This window comes from Micromonospora sp. WMMD1219, from assembly GCF_049315215.1.
Lineage (GTDB): Bacteria > Actinomycetota > Actinomycetes > Mycobacteriales > Micromonosporaceae > Micromonospora > Micromonospora tulbaghiae.
The window spans coordinates 4,076,252-4,095,821 of record NZ_CP186057.1; the positions used below are offsets into that span (position 1 = coordinate 4,076,252).

The window sequence follows — 19,570 nt, forward strand, 5'->3', positions numbered from 1 at the left end:
CACGGCGAGCAGCGCGGCGGCCGGGGCGCGGCCAGGCAGACCGACGCCGAGGAACGGGCGCACCAGCCGGGAGCGGCTACACCTCGGCGATCAACACCGTCAGCACGCCCAGGTGCCCGCTCAGCGGGCCTTCCTGGTCGCTCGCTTTCGGGGCGGAGTCAGCAGGTCGGCGATCGCCGCGATCGCGGACGGCACGAGCCGGTAGTACGCCCAGACGCCGCGCTGCTCCCGTTCGAGCAGGCCGGCCTCGGTGAGGATCCGAAGGTGATGGCTCACGGTCGGCTGGGACAGACCCAGCGGCGCGGTGAGGTCACTGACGGACGCTTCCCCCTGCGCGGCCGACTGGATCAGGCTCAGCAGCCGTAGCCGGGCCGGGTCGGCGAACGCCTTCAGCACTCCCGCGAGCCGCTGGGCATCGGCGGGCTTCATCGGCTCGCCTGCCAGCGGCGAGGCGGCAGGCATAGCTGTTTTCGCAGTTGGCACGTCTTCCATCGTGGCACCAACACCATCGATACGCCGGTGGAACCAGGATTGTGAGGAAAGCACGGTCTTGACGCGCCGTGACGGGGGCGACCGGACACTCAACCAGGCACATGATTCCCGCGCGCTCGCGGTCCACCCCCGCACGTTGGAGCTCATTTGCTGGATTCGGCTTGCAGCGGCGGTCGGGTGTCCGGCTACAGCCGGCCGATCAGCGGCTGTGTCCGCGGGTCGAAGCGGTACCCGTCGTCCCAGGGGAATCGGCCCTGCTGGTCCGGCCACACCATCTGCTGGAGGCGGACCTGGTCGCGGCCGTAGCGGCTGATCGCCAACCCGGGTAACAGTTCGTCCGTCGGCTGTCCGTCGATGATGATCGCGTCGTAGCCGGCGATGACGTCGCTGAGGCGTTGTCCGTGGGTGAACCGTTCGGCCTGGTCGTTGACCCGGCGAGCCAGGTCGTTGAGCAGACTGTGGGCGACCTCGGGTGGCAGCCCGGCGGTGATCAGTTCGGGGTAGCCGTGGGCGGTGAGCCCGACGGTGTAGGCGAACGGGGCGGTGGGGACGGTGCCGTCGTCGGTGGGCAGGACGTAGGTGACGGCCCAGCCGATGGTGTCGATGATCCGTTCTTGGCGCCGCAGGACGTCGTCGATGTCACGCATGGTCGGTGCCTCCTGGGCATTTGGCGGTGGGGTCTGGGTGGGGTGGCTCGACGTCGACGAAGCCCCAGAGGTGTTCCATGACCTGGAGTTGCCAGGTGCGGTAGCGGTCGGCGAAGCCGCGGCAGAGCGCGGGCGGGATCGGGCTGCCGGCGTAGGGCAGCGTCGAGTGGCAGATGATGTATCCCGCGTCGCCGCGGGCTTCGGACACCATCTGCTGGAGCCGGCCGGGGGTGAGGTGCATCGGGTTGCCGGGCTTGAAGATGCAGGTGTTGCACTCGCGGGCGAGCCGGCGGGTCTTGCGCAGTTCCGGGTCGCCGACGCTGAGTCGGGGTGGCCGGTCGACGTCCGGTTCGTCGGCGGCGTCGAACATGTTGTTCATCGTCAGCTCCTTGTCGTTGCGGCACGGAACCTGCATGCGTAGGCGTGGGATGCGGGCCCGCTGAATGCGGACGCACGGAATTTGGCAGTGCCGGTGTGGTCAGAGCCGGCGCAGCCAGGTCAGCACCGTGGCGATGTCGGCGCGGCGAAGCCCGTCGTACGGGTCGACCGGATGGAGCAGGGTGGGTGCGCCGTCGGCGGTGCGCTGGTCGGCGGTGGTGGGGTCCTTGCCGCCGAACTCGTCGTCGAGGACGGCGAGTGGGCGCCGCGCGGCCCAGGCGTACAGGGGGTTGAGTTTGTTCTGGTGGCCGAAGCGGACCCCGCCGGCGTGGACGGGGACGTGCGGCCAGGTGGTCGGCAGGCCGAGCCGTGGCGCGATCCATGCGGCGGCGAGGTGGTTCCAGCTGGTGCACCAGACCGGTTGGGCGTGTTCGGCGAGTTCTCGCAGCCAGGGCCCGTGGTCGGGGTTCAGCCAGACGGTGCCGGTGACGTGCCGGCCGTCGGGGGCGGGCCCGTTGTAGCGGTGCGGCCGGTAGCCGAGTGTTTCGGCGTGGGCGGGGTCGGCGGGGTTGAGGACGCCGTCGACGTCGATGGCCACGACGGGGGATGAGGCGGGCTGGGTCGGTGGTCGGGTGGTGGTCACGGCTGGGCCTGCTCGCTGAGGATCGGGTGCAGGGGCACGGTGAGCCGGTCGGCGGTGCGGCCGGGCCGGTCGGCGGGTTGCCACGTGTCGGCGGCGGCGTGGGTGGGGAACGGGCCGACGGCGGCGAGCCTGCCGTCGGTGCGGTCGAGCAGCACGAGAACGGCGGTGCGGGCGTCGTCGAGGGCCGGCCGCAGAATGTGGGCGAGGTCGGGCGGTAGGTCGACCCAGCCGGTGGCGGGGAGATCCGTGACGGCGGGGTCGTGCAGCGGTACGGGCCTGGTCACGGCGAGGGTGGTGCTGTCGAGCGCGAGCGTGGCGGCGTGGGAGTGGGCTGCGTCGGCGTCGCTGGTGGGGCCGTGGGCGTCGAGGTCGCCGCTGGTGTGGACGGCGATCAGCGCGTGCGGGTCGCGGATCTCCAGGGAGTCGAGGACGGCGAGGGTGACGGTGTCGCCGGTGCGCATGTCGCGCAGGGTGAGCAGGACCGGCCGTCCGTCCGGGTCCCGGTTCCAGGTGATGGCGTCGAAGTGTTCGCTGGTGACGTCGCGTAGGCGCCGCCAGGCGCGGTTGTCGGTGTCGAAGGGGTGTTCGTCGTCGGTGCCGTAGCGCATGAGGAACTCCTTGTCGGGCAGCGTCGTAGCCGGGATCTGGATGGGTCGGGGCGCGATGCATGCACGCTTCGATGGCGCGGGATGGTCAAGTCGCGGGGGCGGCAGCGCCGTTCGGCATCGGCCCTGCGCGAGATGCGAGTGGGGCCGGCTGTGGCGGCCCCGCGTTCCAGGCCCGGTATGTCGCGGGGTCGCGGTGCGCGGCGCTGCCCGGCAGCGGCCAGGCAGCGCCGCGGCGGGGTGGGACTGGTCGGCTGCCGGCCGGGGTTCAGGCCTGGGTGAGGGCGGTGACGGCGGCGTCGGCGATCGCCGCGATGGCCTCGGTCGGGTCGGTGACGGTCAGGGTGGTGGCGTGGGTGAAGGTGTGCCCCCAGATCTGGTCCGGGTCGGCGGGGTGGAGCCACAGCACGGCGCAGCCGGCGCGGTGCAGGGTGGTGACGAGTTGCTGGCCGGTGGGGATGTCGTCGAGGTAGCCGTCGGAGACGACGGCGAGCATCCGCAGGGCGCGGCCGTGGCGCAGGTCGAGGAGCTGGTCGGCGACCTTGACCGCTTCCGGGAAGGTGGCGGTCGCCAGCTCGGTGCGCATGTGCAGCACCTGCCGGGGGTAGGTGCGTGGAGGCACCAGGACGGTGGTGCGGTCACCGAACCCGATGGTGGTGGTTGTCGCCTGCGCGCGGCGTGCCGCGTTGGCGAAGATCCACGCGGCCGACGACATCGCCTGCGTGTAGCGGGCCATCGACCCGGACAGGTCGACCAGGACAGCCAGATGCAGGCGGGGCTTCTCCGGAGGCAGCTGGGTGCGCTGCTGCCACGGTGCGGCCGTCGGCATCTGCCCGGCGGCGGTTTGCGCGTCGGCGGTGATGGCGTGGCGGGTCCGCAGCCGGCCGGGTGGGATCGGCGAGGGGCGCCGTCCGGGTTCGGGGTGGCGGGTGCGGGTCTGCCGCAGCCGGTTGGCGAGGTCGCGGGCGGCGCGGTGTTCCTGCTCGGTCGGGTCGGTGCGGTCCCACTCGGTGGGTGGGCTGTGCCGGTGGGCGAGCAGCGCCGTCGCGTACTCGGCCGGGGTGACGCCGGCGGCGACGGCGAGGTAGTCGACGAGGGCCGCGGCGAGGCGGCCGGGGAACAGGCCGGCGTCCGGTACGGGGGTGTCGTACTGCTGGTCGGGGTCGATGTCGAGGACCTGACACCACCGGCGGGCCAGGCAGATCATGGTGTCGGCGTCGGTGTCGTCGCAGGTGTGGGCCTCCCGCCAGATGTCGCGCAGTTGCCGCAGGCGCTTGCGTCCGAGGACGCCGGTGACCGCGGCGCGGATGGGGCGGACGTCTTTGCTGGTGACGATGCGGGCGTCGACGCGGGCCAGGAGCAGCGCGGCGAGTTGCCCGGCGTGCCACGCGTCGTCGACGGCCGCGTCGTCGGGGTGCAGGAGGGTTGTCACGACGTGGCGCAGCCACCGGCGGTCGCCGCGGCGGCGGGCGCGTTGGCGTCCTTCGGCCCGGGATTCCTCCAGCAGGTCAGCCACGGTGGCGAGGATCGGCGGGGTGCCGGGCGGGGTGGTCCAGCGGCTGTGCGCGGCGTGCGCGGCGCCGTGCACAAGCAGCCCGTAGCCGGTGGGCACGAGCCGCTTGTGCCGGGCCTTGGCCGGGTCGGTGACGTCGGGGCTGTCGGCGATGTAGGTGGCGTCGACCTCGATCCGGTTGAGGGCGGGGTAAAAGCATTCGGGTGCGTCCCCGGCGGCGCCGGGCGCGACGAGGACGGTGAGGTCGGTACGGCCGGTCAGCAGCGGAACGTGCTGGGTCCACGCCTGCGACCAGGCCCGCCAGTCGGCGGCGCCGGCCGGCGGCGGCGGTGTGCCGGGGCGCAGGTGGGTGTGCGGGTGGGACACGAAAGGGGCTCCTTCCAAAAAGGGGGCGGTCAGCGCTTGCCGAGGGCGAGCGCGGTGATGGGCGTGCCGGTGTGCCGGGACAGGGCGGCGGTGACGTCGTCGCGGGCGTCCTGCGGGGCGATGCCGGCCAGGTTCGCCAGGGCGGCGCTCATACCCAGCTGGTCGCGGACTGTGACGAAGCCGAGCAGTTCGCGCAGCTGCGGCGCCCACACGGTCTTGCCGGCGGCGAGGTCGGCGTTGAGGTCGATCGCGGCGGCCACGACCTGCTTGGGGACGCCGAGCTGGCGGGCGAGGTCCCAGTCGGTGGTGACGTGCAGGTGGACGGTGAACCGGGAGGCCAGGGCCTCGGTGAGCACGGCGCCGTGCACGCCTGGGTTGTGGCCGGCGACGATGTAGAACCCGTCGACGGCTTCCACGGTTTCGTTGCCGTGCGCGGGGATGGTGACGGTGCCGCGGCCGTCCATGGCCGGGTACAGCACGGCCAGGACGCGGGGCGGGATGAGGGTGGCGTCGTCGACCAGCAGCACCCGCCCCTGGCGCATCGCAATGACCAAAGGGCCGTGGACGAACTCGTAGCCGCCGCCGGGGACCGGGTTGTAGGAGCCCAGGAAGTCGTCGACGACGGTGTCGCCAGTACCGGCGACGGTCAGCAGATCGGGAAACGCCGCCTCAACCATCGCGGTCTTCCCGGTACCGGGCGGCCCGTACAGCAGCACGGGCACCTGCTGGGCGCGCAGCCGCCGCAGTTCCTCGACGTCCCAGCCTTTGCCGAGCCGCCGCGGGTGATAGAGCGTCCCGTTCGGCCGCGGCACCGGAGCGGGCCGGGACTGCCGGCCACCAGAGCTGCCGCTGGAGCGGGTGCGGGGCGCGGCGGGCGGGAGGGCGCCGGCGGCGTCGATGCCGTCCTGGGTGATCTGGAACCGGTGGTGCGGGTCGCGGTGGTGGGTGGCGTGCCCGGCGGCGGCCATCTTCTTCAGCGCCTCGAACACCGCCCCGGACGACGGTGCGCCGATCGCCCGGGTGATCTCGCCGACCTTGAGGATCTGGTCGGGGTGGTCGGCCAGGTGCAGGGCGACTGTGCGGTAGAGGTAGCCGGACCGGCCGGAGCCCTCGCCGGTGGTGGGAGTGGCGGCGCCGCTGGTCGGGGCCGGGTCGTTCTGCGGTGAACCGGCAGGTGGGTGTGGTGTGGTCATGGGATTGCCTCGATTCGGGTTCGGGCCCGCGCACCCGTCTCCGGGTGCGCGGGCGGTGGGTACCGCACAGCGGAGACGGGCGGGGCCAACCCCTGCCGGCCCGAATCGGGCCTGGCAGGTCGGCGACCACACCCCGGTGGTGCTGAAGGGTGACGGCGACACGTCAGGTCGCCGCTGATGCGTGCTGGTCGGTGTCGAGGCCGCGCGGGCGGTGTCGGCGCCGACGATGGAACCCCCGCCAGCCCAATTGATCAAGTCGAATGGGTGCGCGGGTGCGGGATTTCGGAAGTGCCGGCTGACTACGTGGGCGACGCAGCGTCGAGCGATGCTGCCGGCGGGGTCGTGGTCAGTCGGCGCAGCCCCGTTCGCAGCCCTGCGGGTCGCACTGCTGTCCCTCGGCCATCCGGGCCAGAGCCAGCCCGTCGCCGCCGTCGAGGTCGTCGTGGAACGGCCAGCTGAACCCGTCGGCGAACGCCTTGACCTTGGCCGCCCCGTTCCTTCCTGTCGGCCCACTCGTCGAGGTAGGGCATCGGTGGGTATGCCGGCCTATGCGTTGTCGGTGTCGGGCAGGTCGCCGACGATCCGGTCGCAGGCGTACGGATCGACGGCCTCCCAGCACCGGCTGCGGCCCATCACCACGTACCGGCCGTCCCCGTCTGCGGTGATGCGGTCGATGGCGTCCGGGTCGTCGGACAGGGCACGCTGGTCGGCGACGAGGACGTCGCCGTCGAAGGACAGACCGGCCAGCGCTTCGTCGACCTGCCGGTCCAGGTCGTCGGCCGGTACGCCCTGCTCGCGCAGGCTGTCGCGGTACCGGTCGCGGTGGCGCTGCTGGTCGGCGACGATCGCCTCGGCCACGTCGCGGGTGCAGGAGAACACCGCCCACCCGTTCCAGTAGTCGATCAGGGTGCCGACGAACCCGACCTCGACCCGGTCGTCGCCGTCGGGGCCGGTGGTGCGCGCCCAGTCGCCTGCGAACACACCGACGCCGCCGATCCGGACCCGGTCGGGGTGCAGGTGGGACACATCCGTGCCGGTGGGGCTGGCCGCGAGGTGACACAGTTCCGCGACGCGGTCGGTGGCGGCGGTGTCGTAGGCGTCGCGGTAGACGGCCATCGCCTCGTCGCGCTGCGGGATGCGCAGCCCGAACCAGCCCGCGGTGTCGCCGGTGGCGGCGGCGAACAGCTCCCACCCGGCGACGTCGACCGGCTCTCCGACCGAGGAGAAGTGGGGCAGGGCGTCGAGGACGGCAGGATCGCCGTCGTGGGTGCCGGCCAGGATCCGGCGCGCGGCCAGGCGGGTGTTCCCGCCGGCCCGGGCGCCGATGGTGTCCTGCGCCCACCACTCGGCGGCGGTGCGTCCGGCCTCGGCGCCGGCGGCGCGCATCCGTTGCAGCGCGGCGGCCCATCCGGTGGCCTCGGCAACCGGATCACCGGTCGGCGGCGGGGTGGTGGTGGCCGGTGCGATGCGATCGCCGGCGTCGAGGCACATCGCCAGCGTCGAGCCGCTGTCCCAGGTGACCTCCACGATGTTCTGCCGCTGGTCGTGGCGGCGGACAGTCCCGGTGTCCCCGGGCCGCAGCAGGGTGTACGGGTCGTCGGTGTGAACCAAGCTGACACGCTGTCCGACCTTGTAGCTGGTCATGGCGGTCTCGGATCGGTCGTCAGCGCCGGTGCAAGGGCCGCCGTCCCCGGTGGCCGCTGACGGCGTGCGGTCGGTGCTCAACGGGTTTCCCCCGCCGCGTCGTCCGGCGTGGGGGTCTGCGGTGGCCAGGGCTTGCGGGTGACGCGATCGCCGAACATCGGGTCGCTGGCGACCGAGGAGCCGCAGTGGGCGCAACTGGTGACGGTGTCGTAGCCGTAGCCGGCCATGGACGGCACCTCGACGTGGTCGATCTCGTCGACCGCGCCGCAGACGGTGCACACCGTCATCTCCGGACCGCCCCCGTCGTCGGCGGGCGCGGTGACGAACAGGTCCTCGACCGGGTCGAGGTGGTGCCCGCTGTGCCGCAGCCAACGGCCGTGGACCGTCGCCTCGTACACCACCAGCCGCCGCTGGTCGAGGTGCAGCAGATACAGCCACTCCAGGGCCCCGCCGACGTCCTCGCGCAGCGCACCCCGCCGGACGGTGGCGTCCTGAGCGACGACCGGGTAGCCCAGGCCGGGCACGGGCGGCTGCCGGTCCCAGCGCCGGGGCTTGGGGTGGACGGCGAGGGACCACCAGTCGTGGGCCAGCAGCGCGGCGGCCATAGCGCCGGTGTCCCGACCGAACGTGTCGGTCCAGATCCGGCGCAGCAGCGGCACCAGAACCTCCGGACTCTCACCGAACTGGATCAAACGGGCGGTGTAGCTGCCGCGGAACGCGGCGACACCGATGAGCGTGGGTGTGCTCACGGGCTATTCCTCCTCAGAGATGTGTGGATTGGGGCAGGCGGCGGTCGTCCCGGTGGGACGACCGTTGAACTTGGGTGGCATGGATCGGCCGGTATTACTCACGGCCCTCGTGCGGGAGACGGCGATACTCATATCCGGCGGTATTTCTCCGACCGGACTGCACCGGTGGGCAGGAGTCGGCGGATCAGGCGGCCATGTCGGTGGTCGGTATTACCGTGCGTGGATGGCTGCACGAATCAATAAAATTGATGGCATCGCGACCGCGCTGCGCGGGACCGCACTGCAGGGCCATCCCGTGGAGGAAGGGCCCGGTCACACCTTCGTGGTGGACGACGTCGATCCTGGCCGGCTACTCGACGCCTGGCAGGCGGCTCATGCGGCCATGCCTATTACAGGCCGCTGGCCGGTGTTTACGCTGCCGGACGGCGTCGCCCGCGAACCGGATGGCGATGAGCTCGCCGATCTGGACCAGGTGGCTCGGACGCTGGATCCGTGGTCGTTCTATCGGCGATACGGCAGGGATGACGTCCAAGACAAGGAAGACGTAAAACGCTATGTCCAGGCATTTTTGGGTGACAACATGGTCACCAAGGCCATCGAAGAGCTGACCCCGCCGACCACGTCGGCAGCTCTGCAGCGGTGGACCTATGACACCCTCATCGCCGATGGGCAGCTCGCCTCCCGAGCCTTCAGCGGTTCCGAGCACCTCGTCGGTACCGCCCGGTGGCACACCCCGCCGCGAGTGCAGCTGGTGCTGCTGCCCACGACGTCGCAGTGGCTGGCCCCCGCCTGGGTGCCATACTTCGAAGCCGACCGTGACAACGGCATCCCGGCGTTGGCAGCGGCGATCCGGCAGTGGGAACAGCGGTGGGGCGCTGCCCTGATCGCCGCCTGGGGAAGCATGCTGCAGTTCACCGCGCAACGCCGGCCGCAGCCCGGGCCGCCGGCTTGGGAGCTCGCCGGGCGGCAGTTAGCCGTCGGCGGCAGCTTGCAGTGCGAACAGTGGCAGCTCGCCATGGCCCTCACCCGGGGTGACGCATGGTTCCTGCACGACCGCCCCTAACCCCTAGTGTTTGCTGGCTACAGGCGCTGTTCGAGACTTGCCGGTATGCCTGCGCGTGGGGCGTTGGCGGGTACGAGCCGCCAGTCCGAGCAATCATCATGGCTTAGCCGGAGAGCCAGCGCCTCTGTGCAGCCGCCCTGATCGTGCAGGCGGGACCGGAGCTGCCGCAGAAGGGGCCGGGTACCTGAGCCGGGAGGCGCCGATGCGCTATGAAGGTTGACATGGCAGAAGGATCGTCGGTAGGGCGTGCAGGCCGCGGCATGGCAGTGGCAACGTTGGGGTCACGTATCGCCGGCTTCGTACGGCTAGTGGTGCTGGCCTCCGCCCTGGGCCTGGGTAGCCGGCTACTGGACAGCTACAACGTGGCGAACACGCTGCCCAACGCCGTCTACGAGCTCGTAGTCGGGGGCGCGATGGCCAGCGTGGTGGTGCCTCTGCTGGCCCGGGCGGCGCTGAGCGAGCCTGATGATGGGGTGGTTTACGCCCAGCGGCTGCTGTCGTTGATGGTCTACGGCCTCGGGGCGGTCACGGTGGTGGCGATGGTCTCGGTGCCGTGGCTGGTCGAGGTGTACACGCCCGGCTTCACCGGCGAGCAGCGTGAGCTAGCGGTCGTGTTCAGCCTGTTCTTCCTGCCGCAGATCCTGTTCTACGGAGTCAGCGCCACCGCCGGTGCCGTGCTCAACATCCGAGGCCGTTTCGCCGCCCCGATGTGGGCGCCGCTGGTCAACAGCCTGATCGTGATCGCGGTCGCCGTGGTCTACCTGCTAATCGGCGGCGCTAACAGCATCGAGTCGATAACACCTGCACACCTGCTGCTGCTTGCGGTCGGCACCACCGCGGGCGTGTTTGCCCAGATGGCGTTGGTGGTGTGGGCGCTCGCCCGCAGTGGTTTCGCGCTGCGGCCCCGACTCGACCCCCGCGGCATCGGGATCCGCCGTATCGGCCGGCTCGGCGGCTGGGTACTCGTGTCGGTCGTCGCCGCGCAGGTGCTGCTCGCGGCTGCTACGCGGGCCGCGTCGGTCAGCGGCCCGGGCGGGATCAGCGCGTATCAGAACGCGTTCGCGGTGTTTCAAATGCCGTTCGCGGTGATCGCCTTGTCGGTGATGACCGCCATGCTGCCCCGACTCAGCCGCTACGCCGCCCACCTCGATCATCGGCAGATCACCGAAGATCTGTCCCGGGCCATCCGGTTGGCCGTCGTGGCGCTCGCCCCCATAGCAGCAGCCATGCTGGTCCTCGGCCCGCAGATCGCCACTGTGCTGTTCGCCTACGGCCGCAGCTCACCGTCGGCGATCACGTTACTGGGCGCGGTGGTGGCCACCTTCGGCGTGGCCTTGGTGCCGTTCACCGGCTACATGATCCTCCAACGCGGCTTCTACGCCCTGCAGGACACCAAGACCCCCGCGCTGATCACCGCCGCGGTGACCGTCGTCGGCGTGGCGGGCTGCCTTGCCGCGACCTGGCTACTACCCCGCGCGGACATCGTCGTCGGGATTCCGCTGGCCTACGCGGCCGCCTACACCACAGGCCTCATCGCCGCCGCAGCCATCCTGCGCCGCCGACTCGGACGCATAGACGGCAACCGACTGCTCCGCACCCACGTCCGCGTGGCGGTCGCCGCCGGGGTCGCCGGAAGCTGCGCCGCCGCCACCACGTCCGCCCTGACGCCCCAGGTCGGTTCCGGTGTCAACGCGGCGCTCCTCATGCTCAGCGTCGCGGGCGTCGTAGGCACCGCAACATACGTCGCGGTGGCCCGACTGGTGCGTCTCACCGAACTGCAGCAACTTGTGGCCACCGCCCTCGCCGGCATCCGAACCGGCTGACATGACTCCTCGCAGGGAAGCGACCAACAGCCCGGTCGCCACAAGACACACCCCGTAGGGTCATGCCGCAGACCTACAAACGACTCACCAGTCCGGGAGATGTCATGAAGCCCTGGCACATCACCATCCTTGTCCTGATTTTGCTCCTGCTCGGCTTGCTCGGATGGCTCGTCACTTCATACCGCAAGGGCCGCGACGGGCACTGACGCTCGGCCGCGGCGGCCGGGTCCTGTCTGGGTTTAGGCCGGGCCAGGTACCGCCGTAGCAGCTCGAGTTCGCCATAGGACGTCGAGCGCGCCACACCGAACAGCTCAGGCAGCTCGGCTCTGGTGTGCTCCCCGGCTTTGTGCAGGGCCGACCAACTGGGCTTCCTGCTTGACGGTGAGCTTGGGCGCCTTGCCACGGAGCCGGCCCTTCGCCGTGACGACCCACATGCCCTCGCAGGTCCGCATCCAGGTCAGGTCCGCCACGACCTCAGCGATCATCGTCAGAGTGGTGAACAGGGGACCCCTCTGAACAACGTCGGTCCTCACGGGCCAGATGTATTGAGCCCAGCGCCTACTGAATTGACAGAGCCGCTGGTGCGCAGATGCATCACCGCTCATAGGGCCCGAGCGGGGCGTTCTGAACGGTCATGAAGGACACCGGGTCGATCGCACCGTTCGAACTGGCATCGCCGTGGCGGTGCACCTCGTAGTGCAGGTGCGGGCCAGAGCTGTGGCCGGTGGAACCGACAACACCGATCGGCTGCCCGGCGGCGACCGGCTGCCCAACCGTCACCATCGGCGGCTGGTGCATGTGGCAGTAGCGGGTGAGCAGCCCACCGGCATGGTCGATGTCGACATACCAGCCGCAACCCCGCGTGAGAACGGGGTCGCCGTCGCGGTCGCAGCCCCATTCAGCGCCGGTGTCGGCGTAAACGGCGTTACAGCGGACGGTGCGGACCCTCCCGGCGGAGGCGGCGCGGATGAGGGTGCCTCGCGGGGCGCTGAGATCGACACCGTCGTGGCCCGGCCGGTCACCGGTACGGAACCCCGACCCGATAGAGGCGAGGACCGGCTGCGTCCACAGGCCGGTGGCCCGGCACCCGGCAAGGCCGTCGGTGGACAGGCCGGCGGTGTCGGCGATCGCGGTGACCAGCTGGGTTGCCGGTCCTTCCCATTTCGCGTAGGCGTCGGGGAAAGCGCTGATCTGCACGGCCTGGGCGGCCTCGGTGAGCGGCATCGCCTGCCAACCGTCGACGGCCTGCAGACTCTGGTAGAACTTCGTCGCCGAGTACTGGGGATCGTGCAACTGTTCGGTGGTGCCCCAGCCTTGGGAGGGGCGTTGTTGGAAAAGGCCGACCGAGTCGCGGTCCCCGCCCGGGGTGTTGATCAGGAAGGATTCCTGCATCGCGGTGGCGACGGCGATGACCCAGCCGCGGGGCGGGACGCCGAGGCGGATGCCGACGGTCGTGACGGTGGCGGCGTTGCCGGTCTGCTCGGCGCTCCAGTCACCGATCGCATCGATGCCACCCGAGGCGGGGCCGCGCGCGGCCGACGAGGCGGTAGCGGGAATGCTAGTGATCGATCCGCACGCGCCGCCGCCGCCGGAGACCAGGGTGGCGGCCAGTCCGGAGCACAGCAGCAGGACAGCGGCGAACGCGATGGCGATCCCGGACAGCACGCGGGCGGTCATGATTGGACTCCTTCGAGGCCGGTGCGGCGGATCGTTGGGAAGGTGAAGCCGCGCGGGCCTCTGGAGCGGCGTCGCAAGGCCCTCGGACGGGTGCGGGTGGTCGGCAGGCGAGGGCTGCCAACTTTTCGCCGTGCAGCAAGGGAGCGTCGTCCGGGCCTTTGCGGTAAGCGATGATTCAGATGCGGTACGGGTTGCCGTCGCGGTCAATGAGGCGCTGTCAGTGGCTTCGGGCGACGAACCGCGCCGGGTAGTGCCACTTGGGGCTCGCCGTCAGGCGGTTCGGAGAGAGGGCTGGCGCGACGCAGCATCACCACGCAGGTCGTGACGGATGCTGGCCCGTACGACGCGGCGGCGTGCGGTGCGGTCCAAAGGGGGAGGCGGTGATGGTGGCGAGAGGTTGGACCTGGACGGGCAGGTCAGGGCAAGGGTCGACGGGTGGCCGATGGAGTCTCGGTGAATTCGGTCAGCACGGGGGACCGAAATGGCGGACGAGATCGGGCCGGTCAGCGAGTTGCGCACGATGGCGCACCGTCGGCGGGTCATGCAGGTCGCGTTGGTCGGCCCAGCCGGCGCTGGCCCGGAAGAACCGGCTGCTGTGGGTACTGGTGGTGCGGGCCCAAATGATCGCCCGATCGAGGACATCTCACCGCTGAGGCCGCGGTGCTCGATCGGTTCGGGCAGGAATAGCACCCCGCCGTAGCCGGGGGGGCGATGTCGGCAAGGAGCACCTTGGAGGGCTCACGGCGGCGGCGGCCATCGCGGGGGCAATGACGTATGGCTTGCCGAATCGCCACGGATTAGGCGGTGATAGCGAAGGCCGCGTTCAGGACCTTCACCATCCCGTCGGTGCCGGAGGCGGGGTGATCGGCGAGGCGACTGCGGAAGAACGCCTGCAGGTACTGCGCCGCGATCGGGCTGCGGTGGCAGTCGACCATGCAGGGCGCACAGGTCGACAGCGGTGCGGGCTAGCCGGCGCGCGGGTGTCGTTCGGGGAGGAAGCTCACCTGCTGCCTCCAGGAGCGTGCTCGGGTGGTCAACGCCGTTACGGGTCGACGCCGGTGGAGCCTGGAGTTCGGTCGCGCCGCGTCGGGTACGGACGCGGGCCGCATCACCGGTTCCGGCGGGCGGGCCGGCGTGAACCAACCGGCGAAGCGAGGCGGCGTGGCGGGAACGGGGCGCATCCGCGTGCGTTCTCGGCCGGGTGCGGCGAAGGCAGCGAGGTGAGGGTGGCGGCGCGGCGGGAGTGGAGTTCGGCGCGGCGGGCCGTGCGCACCGCCCAGCAGGGGCCGGGCGGTGCTGCCCGGGGCATCGCAGGTTCCAGCAAACACCGTCGGAACCCAGTTGGTGGGCGACGTCGACTGCGAACGCACGTTGCCCGCTCTGAACGGCAGCGTGGCGTAGGGGCTCCGGGTCTGCTCGGGGTCGAGGCGTACCCGGCTAGTGCGACGGTGTGAGCAGGTTGCGGGCGCTGCCAGTAGCGGCCACGGGGACGCAGACGCGATTGGTGTCGATTCCGCAGCAACGCGCCTACGGCTCGGGTCCGAGATCGGGTTCCAGCACAAGATCTGATCAGCCGGATGCCCAGTGGTCGGGACGCGATCCTCCGGGACGCTGCAGTGGCTGGTCCGCGACACCGACTCCAGCCTGCTGCACCCGCGCTTAGGAACCGATCGCTGCGGTGCTCAGCAACGCCTTGAGATCGCCGTAGAGCGCCGGACCTGGCGCTACCCGGCAGGCCTTCAGATCTAGCAAGATCGTACGCCCACTGGTGCACGCCAGCCGTACGTGCACCGGCGCACTGCCGTGGTGGCGGGTCAGGATCTGCTTCAGCTCGCCGACGAGCTGCGGCGTTACCTGGGTGTCCCGCAGCGCCAGCACGATCGGCGCGTCCTCGCCCGTCATGTCGAGCGGCGTCACCTCTTCCACGTGGATGCTCATCGTCTCTTCGCGGACGGTGATCCTTCCCCGCACGGCCACCACTCGGTCTTGGGCAAGTGTCGCTTCGTACCGTTCGTAGGTCTTGGGAAAAGCCAGGCATTCCACGGCCGCGTCGTGGTCCTCCAGCGTGAGCACCGCCCACGCGTGTCCCTGCTTGGTGATCTTGCGGTGCAGGCTCGCGATGATGCCGTTGACCCGGATCGCGCCATCGGTACGTCCAGAGGCCAACAGGTCGGCCAGGCCCATGTCGCGGTGCTGCCGGAGCACGTGCTCGGTCCCGTCGAGGGGGTGACCGGAGACGAAGAGACCGAGCATCTCTCGCTCGTACGCAAGCAGCGTGGACCGGTCCCACTCTCCCTCTGGAATGGTCACTGCGACGCTGGCGCCGCCCAGGTCGCCGAAGAGGGACTCCTGGCCGAGGGCCTGATTGCGCTTGACACCGATGACCGCATCGACAGCCTGCTCGTGAACGGTGACCAGGCCCTTGCGGTGATGGCCGAGTCCATCGAAAGCGCCGGCCTTAGCGAGCGATTCAATCACCCGTTTCTGGCATACCACGGGCGGTACCTTGGCGAGGAAGTCCGCGAAGTCGGTGAACCTGCCGCGCGACTTGCGGGCGTCGACGATCGCCTCCACCACGCTGGCACCGACATTGCGGACCGCGCCCATACCGAAGCGGATGCCGTTGCCGACCGCGGCGAAGTCGAGGCGGCTCTCGTTGACGTCCGGTGGCGTCACCGCGATGCCCAGACGGCGGCAGTCGGCAAGGTAGATAGCGAGCTTGTCCTTGTCGTCGCCGACCGAGGTGAGCAGTGCCGCGAGGTACTCGCTGGGGTGGTTGGCCTTGAGATACGCAGTCCAGTACGACACCAGGCCATACCCCGCGGTGTGTGACTTGTTAAATCCGTACCCGCTGAACGGGACCAGCACGTCCCAGATCGCTCGGGTCGCCGCCGGCGAGAAGCCACGCTCGCACATGCCTGCGGCGAACCGATCCCACTCGGCGTCCAGCACTTCTTTCTTCTTCTTGCCCATCGCCCGGCGCAGGTTGTCGGCAGCGCCCAGCGAGTAGCCGGCTAGCTGCTGCGCGATCGCCATCACCTGCTCTTGAAAGACGACCAGGTGATACGTGTCGCCGAGGATCGGCTCCAGTGCGTCGGCGAGCTCAGGGTGGATCGGCTCGACCGGTTGCTTGCCGGTCTTGCGCAGCGCGTAGTTGGTGTGCGCGTTCATTTCCATCGGGCCGGGCCGGTAGAGCGCGTTGACAGCAGCGATGTCGGTGAACGTGGTGGGCTGCATCAGTCGCAGGAGGGCACGCATACCGCCGCTGTCGAGCTGGAAGACGCCGAGCGTATCGCCGCGGGCCAGCAGCTCGTACGTCTTCGCGTCGTCCAGCGGCACCTCAAGAATGTCGATGTCGATGCCCTTGTTGGCGCACACGTTGGCGATGGTGTCGCCGATGACGGTGAGGTTCCGAAGCCCCAGGAAGTCCATTTTGAGCAGGCCCATCTCCTCGGCCTGCGTAAACGGGAACGCTGTGATCACCGGACCTGCGGCTTTGGGCCGCACCAGCGGGATGACGTCCAGCAGCGGCTCCGCCGAGAGGATCACCCCCGCCGCGTGGATGCCGGTCCCGCGGGTAAGCCCTTCCAGGCCTGCCGCTTGTCCAGCACCAGGCGTACGTCCGGCTCCTGCTCGTACATGCGCCGCAGTTCGGTGGCCTCGCCGTGGCGTGGATGGCCATCGTCGTGGATCGCCGCGAGCGGGATCTCCTTGCCGCCGTCCGCTGGCGGGAACGCCTTGGAGATGCGGTCGCCCAGCGCATACGGCAGGCCCAGCACCCGACAGGCGTCCTTCACCGCCGCCTTCGCCTTGATCGTGCCGAACGTAACGATTTGGCAGACCCGGTCGTCGCCGTAGCGCCGGGTGACGTACTCAATCATCTCGTTGCGCCGACGGTCGTCGAAGTCCAGGTCGACGTCCGGCATAGAGATCCGTTCGGGGTTGAGGAACCGCTCGAAGATCAGCTTGTGCTCGATCGGGTCGAGCTGGGTGATCCCCGTGCAGTAGGCGACGATCGAGCCGGTCGCCGAGCCCCGACCAGGGCCCAGCCCGATGCCCTGCTTCCGGGCGTATGCGCAGATGTCGGCTACCACCAGGAAGTAGCCAGGAAAGCCCATGGTGTCGATCACTGACAGCTCGTGGTCGATCCGGGCGAGTACTTCGGGCGAGAGCGTCTCGCCGTATCGTTGCCGGGCCCCGCGTAGAGTTTCGGCGCGTAGCCAGCTGGACTCGGTCTCGCCTTCGGGCACGGGGAACCGGGGCGTTAGGTCGCGGTGGGTGAAGACCTCGTCGTAGGCTCCGATCCGCTCGGCCACCAGCAGCGTGTTGTCGCATGCCCCGGGCACCTCGTTGTCCCAGAGGGCGCGCATCTGCGCGGCGGATTTCAAGTAGTAGCCGCTGCCGCCGAACCGGAACCTGTCGGTGTCAGCCAGCCGCCTGCCGGTGCCGACGCACAGCAACGCATCATGGGCGGCCGCCTGGTCCTCGGTGACATAATGCGAATCGTTAGTGGCCAGCGGCGACAGACCCAGATGACGGCCAAGGCGGAGCAGGTCGTCGCGGACCCGGCGCTCGATCGGTAGCCCATGATCCATCAGCTCAAGGAAGTAGTTGTCCGTGCCGAAGAGGTCTCGGTAGCGCGCGGCCGCCTCAACCGCCTGGTCGTACTGGCCGAGCCGGAGCCGTGTCTGCACCTCACCAGACGGGCACCCTGTGGTGGCGATCAGCCCGGACCCATGCTCGGCGAGCAACTCGTCGTCCATCCGCGGGTACTTCTGGACATGGCCTTCTAGCCAGGCGCGTGACTGCAACCGGAACAGGTTGCCAAGGCCGCGGGCGTCGGCTGCCCACATGGTCAGATGTGTGTAAAGGCCGCGGCCGGAGACGTCACCGCCCGCGCCGGTCTCGTCGTCAGACCTCCGCAGCGCCACGTTGTCACTGAAGAACACGGGCCGGCGGTCATGACGGCTGCCGGGTGCCAGGTACGCCTCGATGCCAATGATCGGCTTGACGCCGGCCTTGCGGGCGGCGTGGAAGAACTCGTACGCCCCGTGCACGTTGCCGTGGTCGCTCATCGCCACCGCAGGCATCCCCAGACGCGCCACTTCGGCAGTCAGCGGGGCGACTTTGGCGGCGCCGTCCAGCATGCTGTAGTCGGTGTGCACGTGAAGATGCACGAAGGAGTCCACCACACCCTCCGGTTGTAGCCTTCGCCAGAGCAGGCATTCGAACAGTTCAGGAGCTGAGGTGTCCAACAACCGACACGCGGACGATCCACAACCAGAGGTTGTTGAAGATCTCCACCTGGGATCGGTGCAGGCCTTCCTGGCGGTCACCGACGACCGCTATTTCGGCGAGGCGGCGGCCCGGCTCGGCATCAGCCAACAGGCCGTGTCCAAACGCGTCGCGACGCTGGAACACATTCTCGGAGTGCGCTTGTTCACGCGTACAGCCCGGGGCACTGCACTCACCATCGATGGGCAGGCATTCCTCCCACATGCGCGCGCAATGATTCAGCTGGCCGAGCGCGCGGTGAGCTCCGTCCGACCGGACCGCCGCGCGTTGCGAGTGGACGTACTGAACCGAAGGATCGGCCCGGCTGGGCTGCTACGCGACTTCCACCAGGCGCACCCGCAGACCGAGCTCGACGTGCTGACCCTGGTCGAGTCGGACGTGGCCGCCGCGATCGCCGCCGTCGAAGCTGGGACGATCGATGCCACGTTCCGGGCCGTCACCGTGCCGGTACGGGAACTGCCAACGGGTATCCGGGCGGCCCGGGTGCTGGACGATCCACACCAACTGCTGACCGGGCCGGGGCACCCGCTCGCCGCCGCCAGCCACATCACCATGGCCGACCTGACTGGCCAACGAATCTGGATCCCCGGCATCGCCCCCGGCACCGAATGGGCCGCCTACTACGACGACCTGGGCGCGCAATTCGGACTCACGATCGAGCGGGTCGGACCCAACTTCGGCACTGATCACCTGCTGGACGTGCTGGCCGAATCGCCGACGCTGGCCTCCCTGGTCGGCGAGCTCACCCGCATGCTGTGGCCGACGAACTACGACCTACGCCGCATCCCTATCCTCCACCCGACCCCCGTGTATCCGCACTTCCTCATCTGGCACCGCGACAACCCACACCCGGGCCTGGCTATGCTGCGGAGCTACATCCGCTCAGTGCCACATTGCCACCGCCACCGCCCCGGTGATGTCTGGGTCCCGAGGTGGGTAGCCCGCCCGTCCGCATCATGATGCAGCCCAGACCCGGACGAACGGCGGCACCCGGCAACCACGGCAGGCACCGACGCGGGAGGACGCCTGAGACCGCGAGGCCAACACACGGATGTCGAAGGTCATGTGACTAACGGTGCGCGACGACCTGCACTGCACCCAGATGTCGGCAACCCCACCGGGAGCTCCACTTATCCGCCCTGGCGACCGCGATGGAAGTGGCCGGGGCCATAGGTGCCTCGTGGATAATGGCCGACTCGCTTCCGGTGGTAGCGTCCGCCGCGGAGGCGAGCCAGGTCGACAGGCTGCCCTCCTCCTGCCGACCGCCGTCAACAGGTTCGACGACGACGCTGACAGTCAGCAGCAGGGTGACGCTCTGGGCCGCCCGCGTGCTGGGGCGTGCCGCTGTCGAGTCAGGGTCGCTGGACACCGATGGTGTGTGGGTGAGGGCCGACCAGGACGTACTCCCTTACAAGACCCTCAGCGACCGTCGCCGAGGACCGGGAAGGCAACGGCAGGGCGGACGGGATGCAGCGGGCACGG

The 19,570-nt window shown here is 69.9% G+C and carries 15 protein-coding genes and 1 pseudogene; 4 read left to right on the forward strand and 12 right to left on the reverse strand.

What is annotated here, in order from left to right:
• Nucleotides 1-120 precede the first annotated feature (120 nt).
• The 9 genes from ACN27C_RS19485 to ACN27C_RS19525 all read right to left on the reverse strand — a co-directional run bounded on the left by ACN27C_RS19485 (nucleotide 121) and on the right by ACN27C_RS19525 (nucleotide 8,230).
• Complete coding sequence (locus tag ACN27C_RS19485; protein ID WP_422751653.1) at nucleotides 121-462, reverse strand: ArsR/SmtB family transcription factor; 342 nt, start codon at nucleotides 460-462, stop codon at nucleotides 121-123.
• Between the two features lie 215 nt (nucleotides 463-677).
• Complete coding sequence (locus ACN27C_RS19490; protein ID WP_422747246.1) at nucleotides 678-1,139, reverse strand: DUF4262 domain-containing protein; 462 nt, start codon at nucleotides 1,137-1,139, stop codon at nucleotides 678-680.
• A complete protein-coding gene (locus ACN27C_RS19495; RefSeq protein ID WP_422747248.1) occupies nucleotides 1,132-1,518 on the reverse strand; it encodes a hypothetical protein in 387 nt (128 codons plus the stop codon). The genes ACN27C_RS19490 and ACN27C_RS19495 overlap by 8 nt, the downstream gene beginning before the upstream one ends.
• A 99-nt stretch (nucleotides 1,519-1,617) precedes the next feature.
• Nucleotides 1,618-2,160: a hypothetical protein gene (locus tag ACN27C_RS19500; RefSeq protein WP_422747251.1), complete on the reverse strand. Its 543-nt coding sequence runs from the start codon at nucleotides 2,158-2,160 to the stop codon at nucleotides 1,618-1,620.
• Nucleotides 2,157-2,768, reverse strand: coding sequence for a hypothetical protein (locus ACN27C_RS19505; RefSeq protein ID WP_422747254.1), 612 nt, complete (start codon nucleotides 2,766-2,768; stop codon nucleotides 2,157-2,159). Before ACN27C_RS19505 ends, ACN27C_RS19500 begins: the two co-directional genes overlap by 4 nt.
• Before the next feature lie 265 nt (nucleotides 2,769-3,033).
• Nucleotides 3,034-4,644: a VWA domain-containing protein gene (locus ACN27C_RS19510; protein WP_422747256.1), complete on the reverse strand. Its 1,611-nt coding sequence runs from the start codon at nucleotides 4,642-4,644 to the stop codon at nucleotides 3,034-3,036.
• 29 nt (nucleotides 4,645-4,673) lie between these two features.
• Entirely contained in the window at nucleotides 4,674-5,837 is a 1,164-nt protein-coding gene (locus ACN27C_RS19515) for an AAA family ATPase (protein ID WP_422747258.1), read from the reverse strand.
• 546 nt (nucleotides 5,838-6,383) lie between these two features.
• Nucleotides 6,384-7,481, reverse strand: coding sequence for a DUF4314 domain-containing protein (locus ACN27C_RS19520; RefSeq protein WP_421498367.1), 1,098 nt, complete (start codon nucleotides 7,479-7,481; stop codon nucleotides 6,384-6,386).
• A 77-nt stretch (nucleotides 7,482-7,558) separates the two neighbouring features.
• On the reverse strand, nucleotides 7,559-8,230 hold the full coding sequence (locus ACN27C_RS19525; protein ID WP_421498366.1) for a hypothetical protein: 672 nt from the start codon (nucleotides 8,228-8,230) through the stop codon (nucleotides 7,559-7,561).
• Between the two features lie 223 nt (nucleotides 8,231-8,453).
• On the opposite strand from ACN27C_RS19525, the gene ACN27C_RS19530 reads away from it, so the two are divergent.
• From ACN27C_RS19530 to ACN27C_RS19540, 3 genes are all read left to right on the forward strand, one after another.
• Nucleotides 8,454-9,293, forward strand: a complete 840-nt coding sequence (locus ACN27C_RS19530) for a DUF4253 domain-containing protein (protein WP_422747261.1) — start codon at nucleotides 8,454-8,456, stop codon at nucleotides 9,291-9,293.
• Between the two features lie 260 nt (nucleotides 9,294-9,553).
• On the forward strand, nucleotides 9,554-11,116 hold the full coding sequence (gene murJ, locus ACN27C_RS19535) for a murein biosynthesis integral membrane protein MurJ (protein WP_422747263.1): 1,563 nt from the start codon (nucleotides 9,554-9,556) through the stop codon (nucleotides 11,114-11,116).
• A 62-nt stretch (nucleotides 11,117-11,178) separates the two neighbouring features.
• Nucleotides 11,179-11,322, forward strand: coding sequence for a hypothetical protein (locus tag ACN27C_RS19540; RefSeq protein WP_162958994.1), 144 nt, complete (start codon nucleotides 11,179-11,181; stop codon nucleotides 11,320-11,322).
• 105 nt (nucleotides 11,323-11,427) lie between these two features.
• Here the strand turns inward: ACN27C_RS19540 and ACN27C_RS19545 are convergent, their stop codons facing one another.
• The 3 genes and pseudogenes from ACN27C_RS19545 to dnaE form a co-directional block, all read right to left on the reverse strand.
• Nucleotides 11,428-11,601, reverse strand: a complete 174-nt coding sequence (locus ACN27C_RS19545) for a hypothetical protein (protein ID WP_421498363.1) — start codon at nucleotides 11,599-11,601, stop codon at nucleotides 11,428-11,430.
• A 109-nt stretch (nucleotides 11,602-11,710) separates the two neighbouring features.
• Nucleotides 11,711-12,793: a peptidoglycan DD-metalloendopeptidase family protein gene (locus ACN27C_RS19550; RefSeq protein ID WP_421498362.1), complete on the reverse strand. Its 1,083-nt coding sequence runs from the start codon at nucleotides 12,791-12,793 to the stop codon at nucleotides 11,711-11,713.
• Nucleotides 12,794-14,452: 1,659 nt separating this feature from the next.
• A pseudogene (gene dnaE / locus ACN27C_RS19555) lies at nucleotides 14,453-17,985 on the reverse strand (DNA polymerase III subunit alpha).
• A 55-nt stretch (nucleotides 17,986-18,040) separates the two neighbouring features.
• Between dnaE and ACN27C_RS19560 the strand changes: the two are divergent.
• Nucleotides 18,041-19,048: a LysR family transcriptional regulator gene (locus tag ACN27C_RS19560; protein ID WP_421498360.1), complete on the forward strand. Its 1,008-nt coding sequence runs from the start codon at nucleotides 18,041-18,043 to the stop codon at nucleotides 19,046-19,048.
• The last annotated feature ends 522 nt before the right edge of the window (nucleotides 19,049-19,570 follow it).

Bases quoted from the DNA above. Each gene is read 5' to 3' on its own strand.
- ACN27C_RS19485 (WP_422751653.1), bottom strand. From the start codon at position 462: ATGCCTGCCGCCTCGCCGCTGGCAGGCGAGCCGATGAAGCCCGCCGAT.
- ACN27C_RS19490 (WP_422747246.1), bottom strand. From the start codon at position 1,139: ATGCGTGACATCGACGACGTCCTGCGGCGCCAAGAACGGATCATCGAC.
- ACN27C_RS19495 (WP_422747248.1), bottom strand. From the start codon at position 1,518: ATGAACAACATGTTCGACGCCGCCGACGAACCGGACGTCGACCGGCCA.
- ACN27C_RS19505 (WP_422747254.1), bottom strand. From the start codon at position 2,768: ATGCGCTACGGCACCGACGACGAACACCCCTTCGACACCGACAACCGC.
- ACN27C_RS19515 (WP_422747258.1), bottom strand. From the start codon at position 5,837: ATGACCACACCACACCCACCTGCCGGTTCACCGCAGAACGACCCGGCC.
- ACN27C_RS19520 (WP_421498367.1), bottom strand. From the start codon at position 7,481: ATGACCAGCTACAAGGTCGGACAGCGTGTCAGCTTGGTTCACACCGAC.
- ACN27C_RS19530 (WP_422747261.1), top strand. From the start codon at position 8,454: ATGGCTGCACGAATCAATAAAATTGATGGCATCGCGACCGCGCTGCGC.
- murJ (WP_422747263.1), top strand. From the start codon at position 9,554: ATGGCAGTGGCAACGTTGGGGTCACGTATCGCCGGCTTCGTACGGCTA.
- ACN27C_RS19540 (WP_162958994.1), top strand. From the start codon at position 11,179: ATGCCGCAGACCTACAAACGACTCACCAGTCCGGGAGATGTCATGAAG.
- ACN27C_RS19545 (WP_421498363.1), bottom strand. From the start codon at position 11,601: ATGATCGCTGAGGTCGTGGCGGACCTGACCTGGATGCGGACCTGCGAG.
- ACN27C_RS19550 (WP_421498362.1), bottom strand. From the start codon at position 12,793: ATGACCGCCCGCGTGCTGTCCGGGATCGCCATCGCGTTCGCCGCTGTC.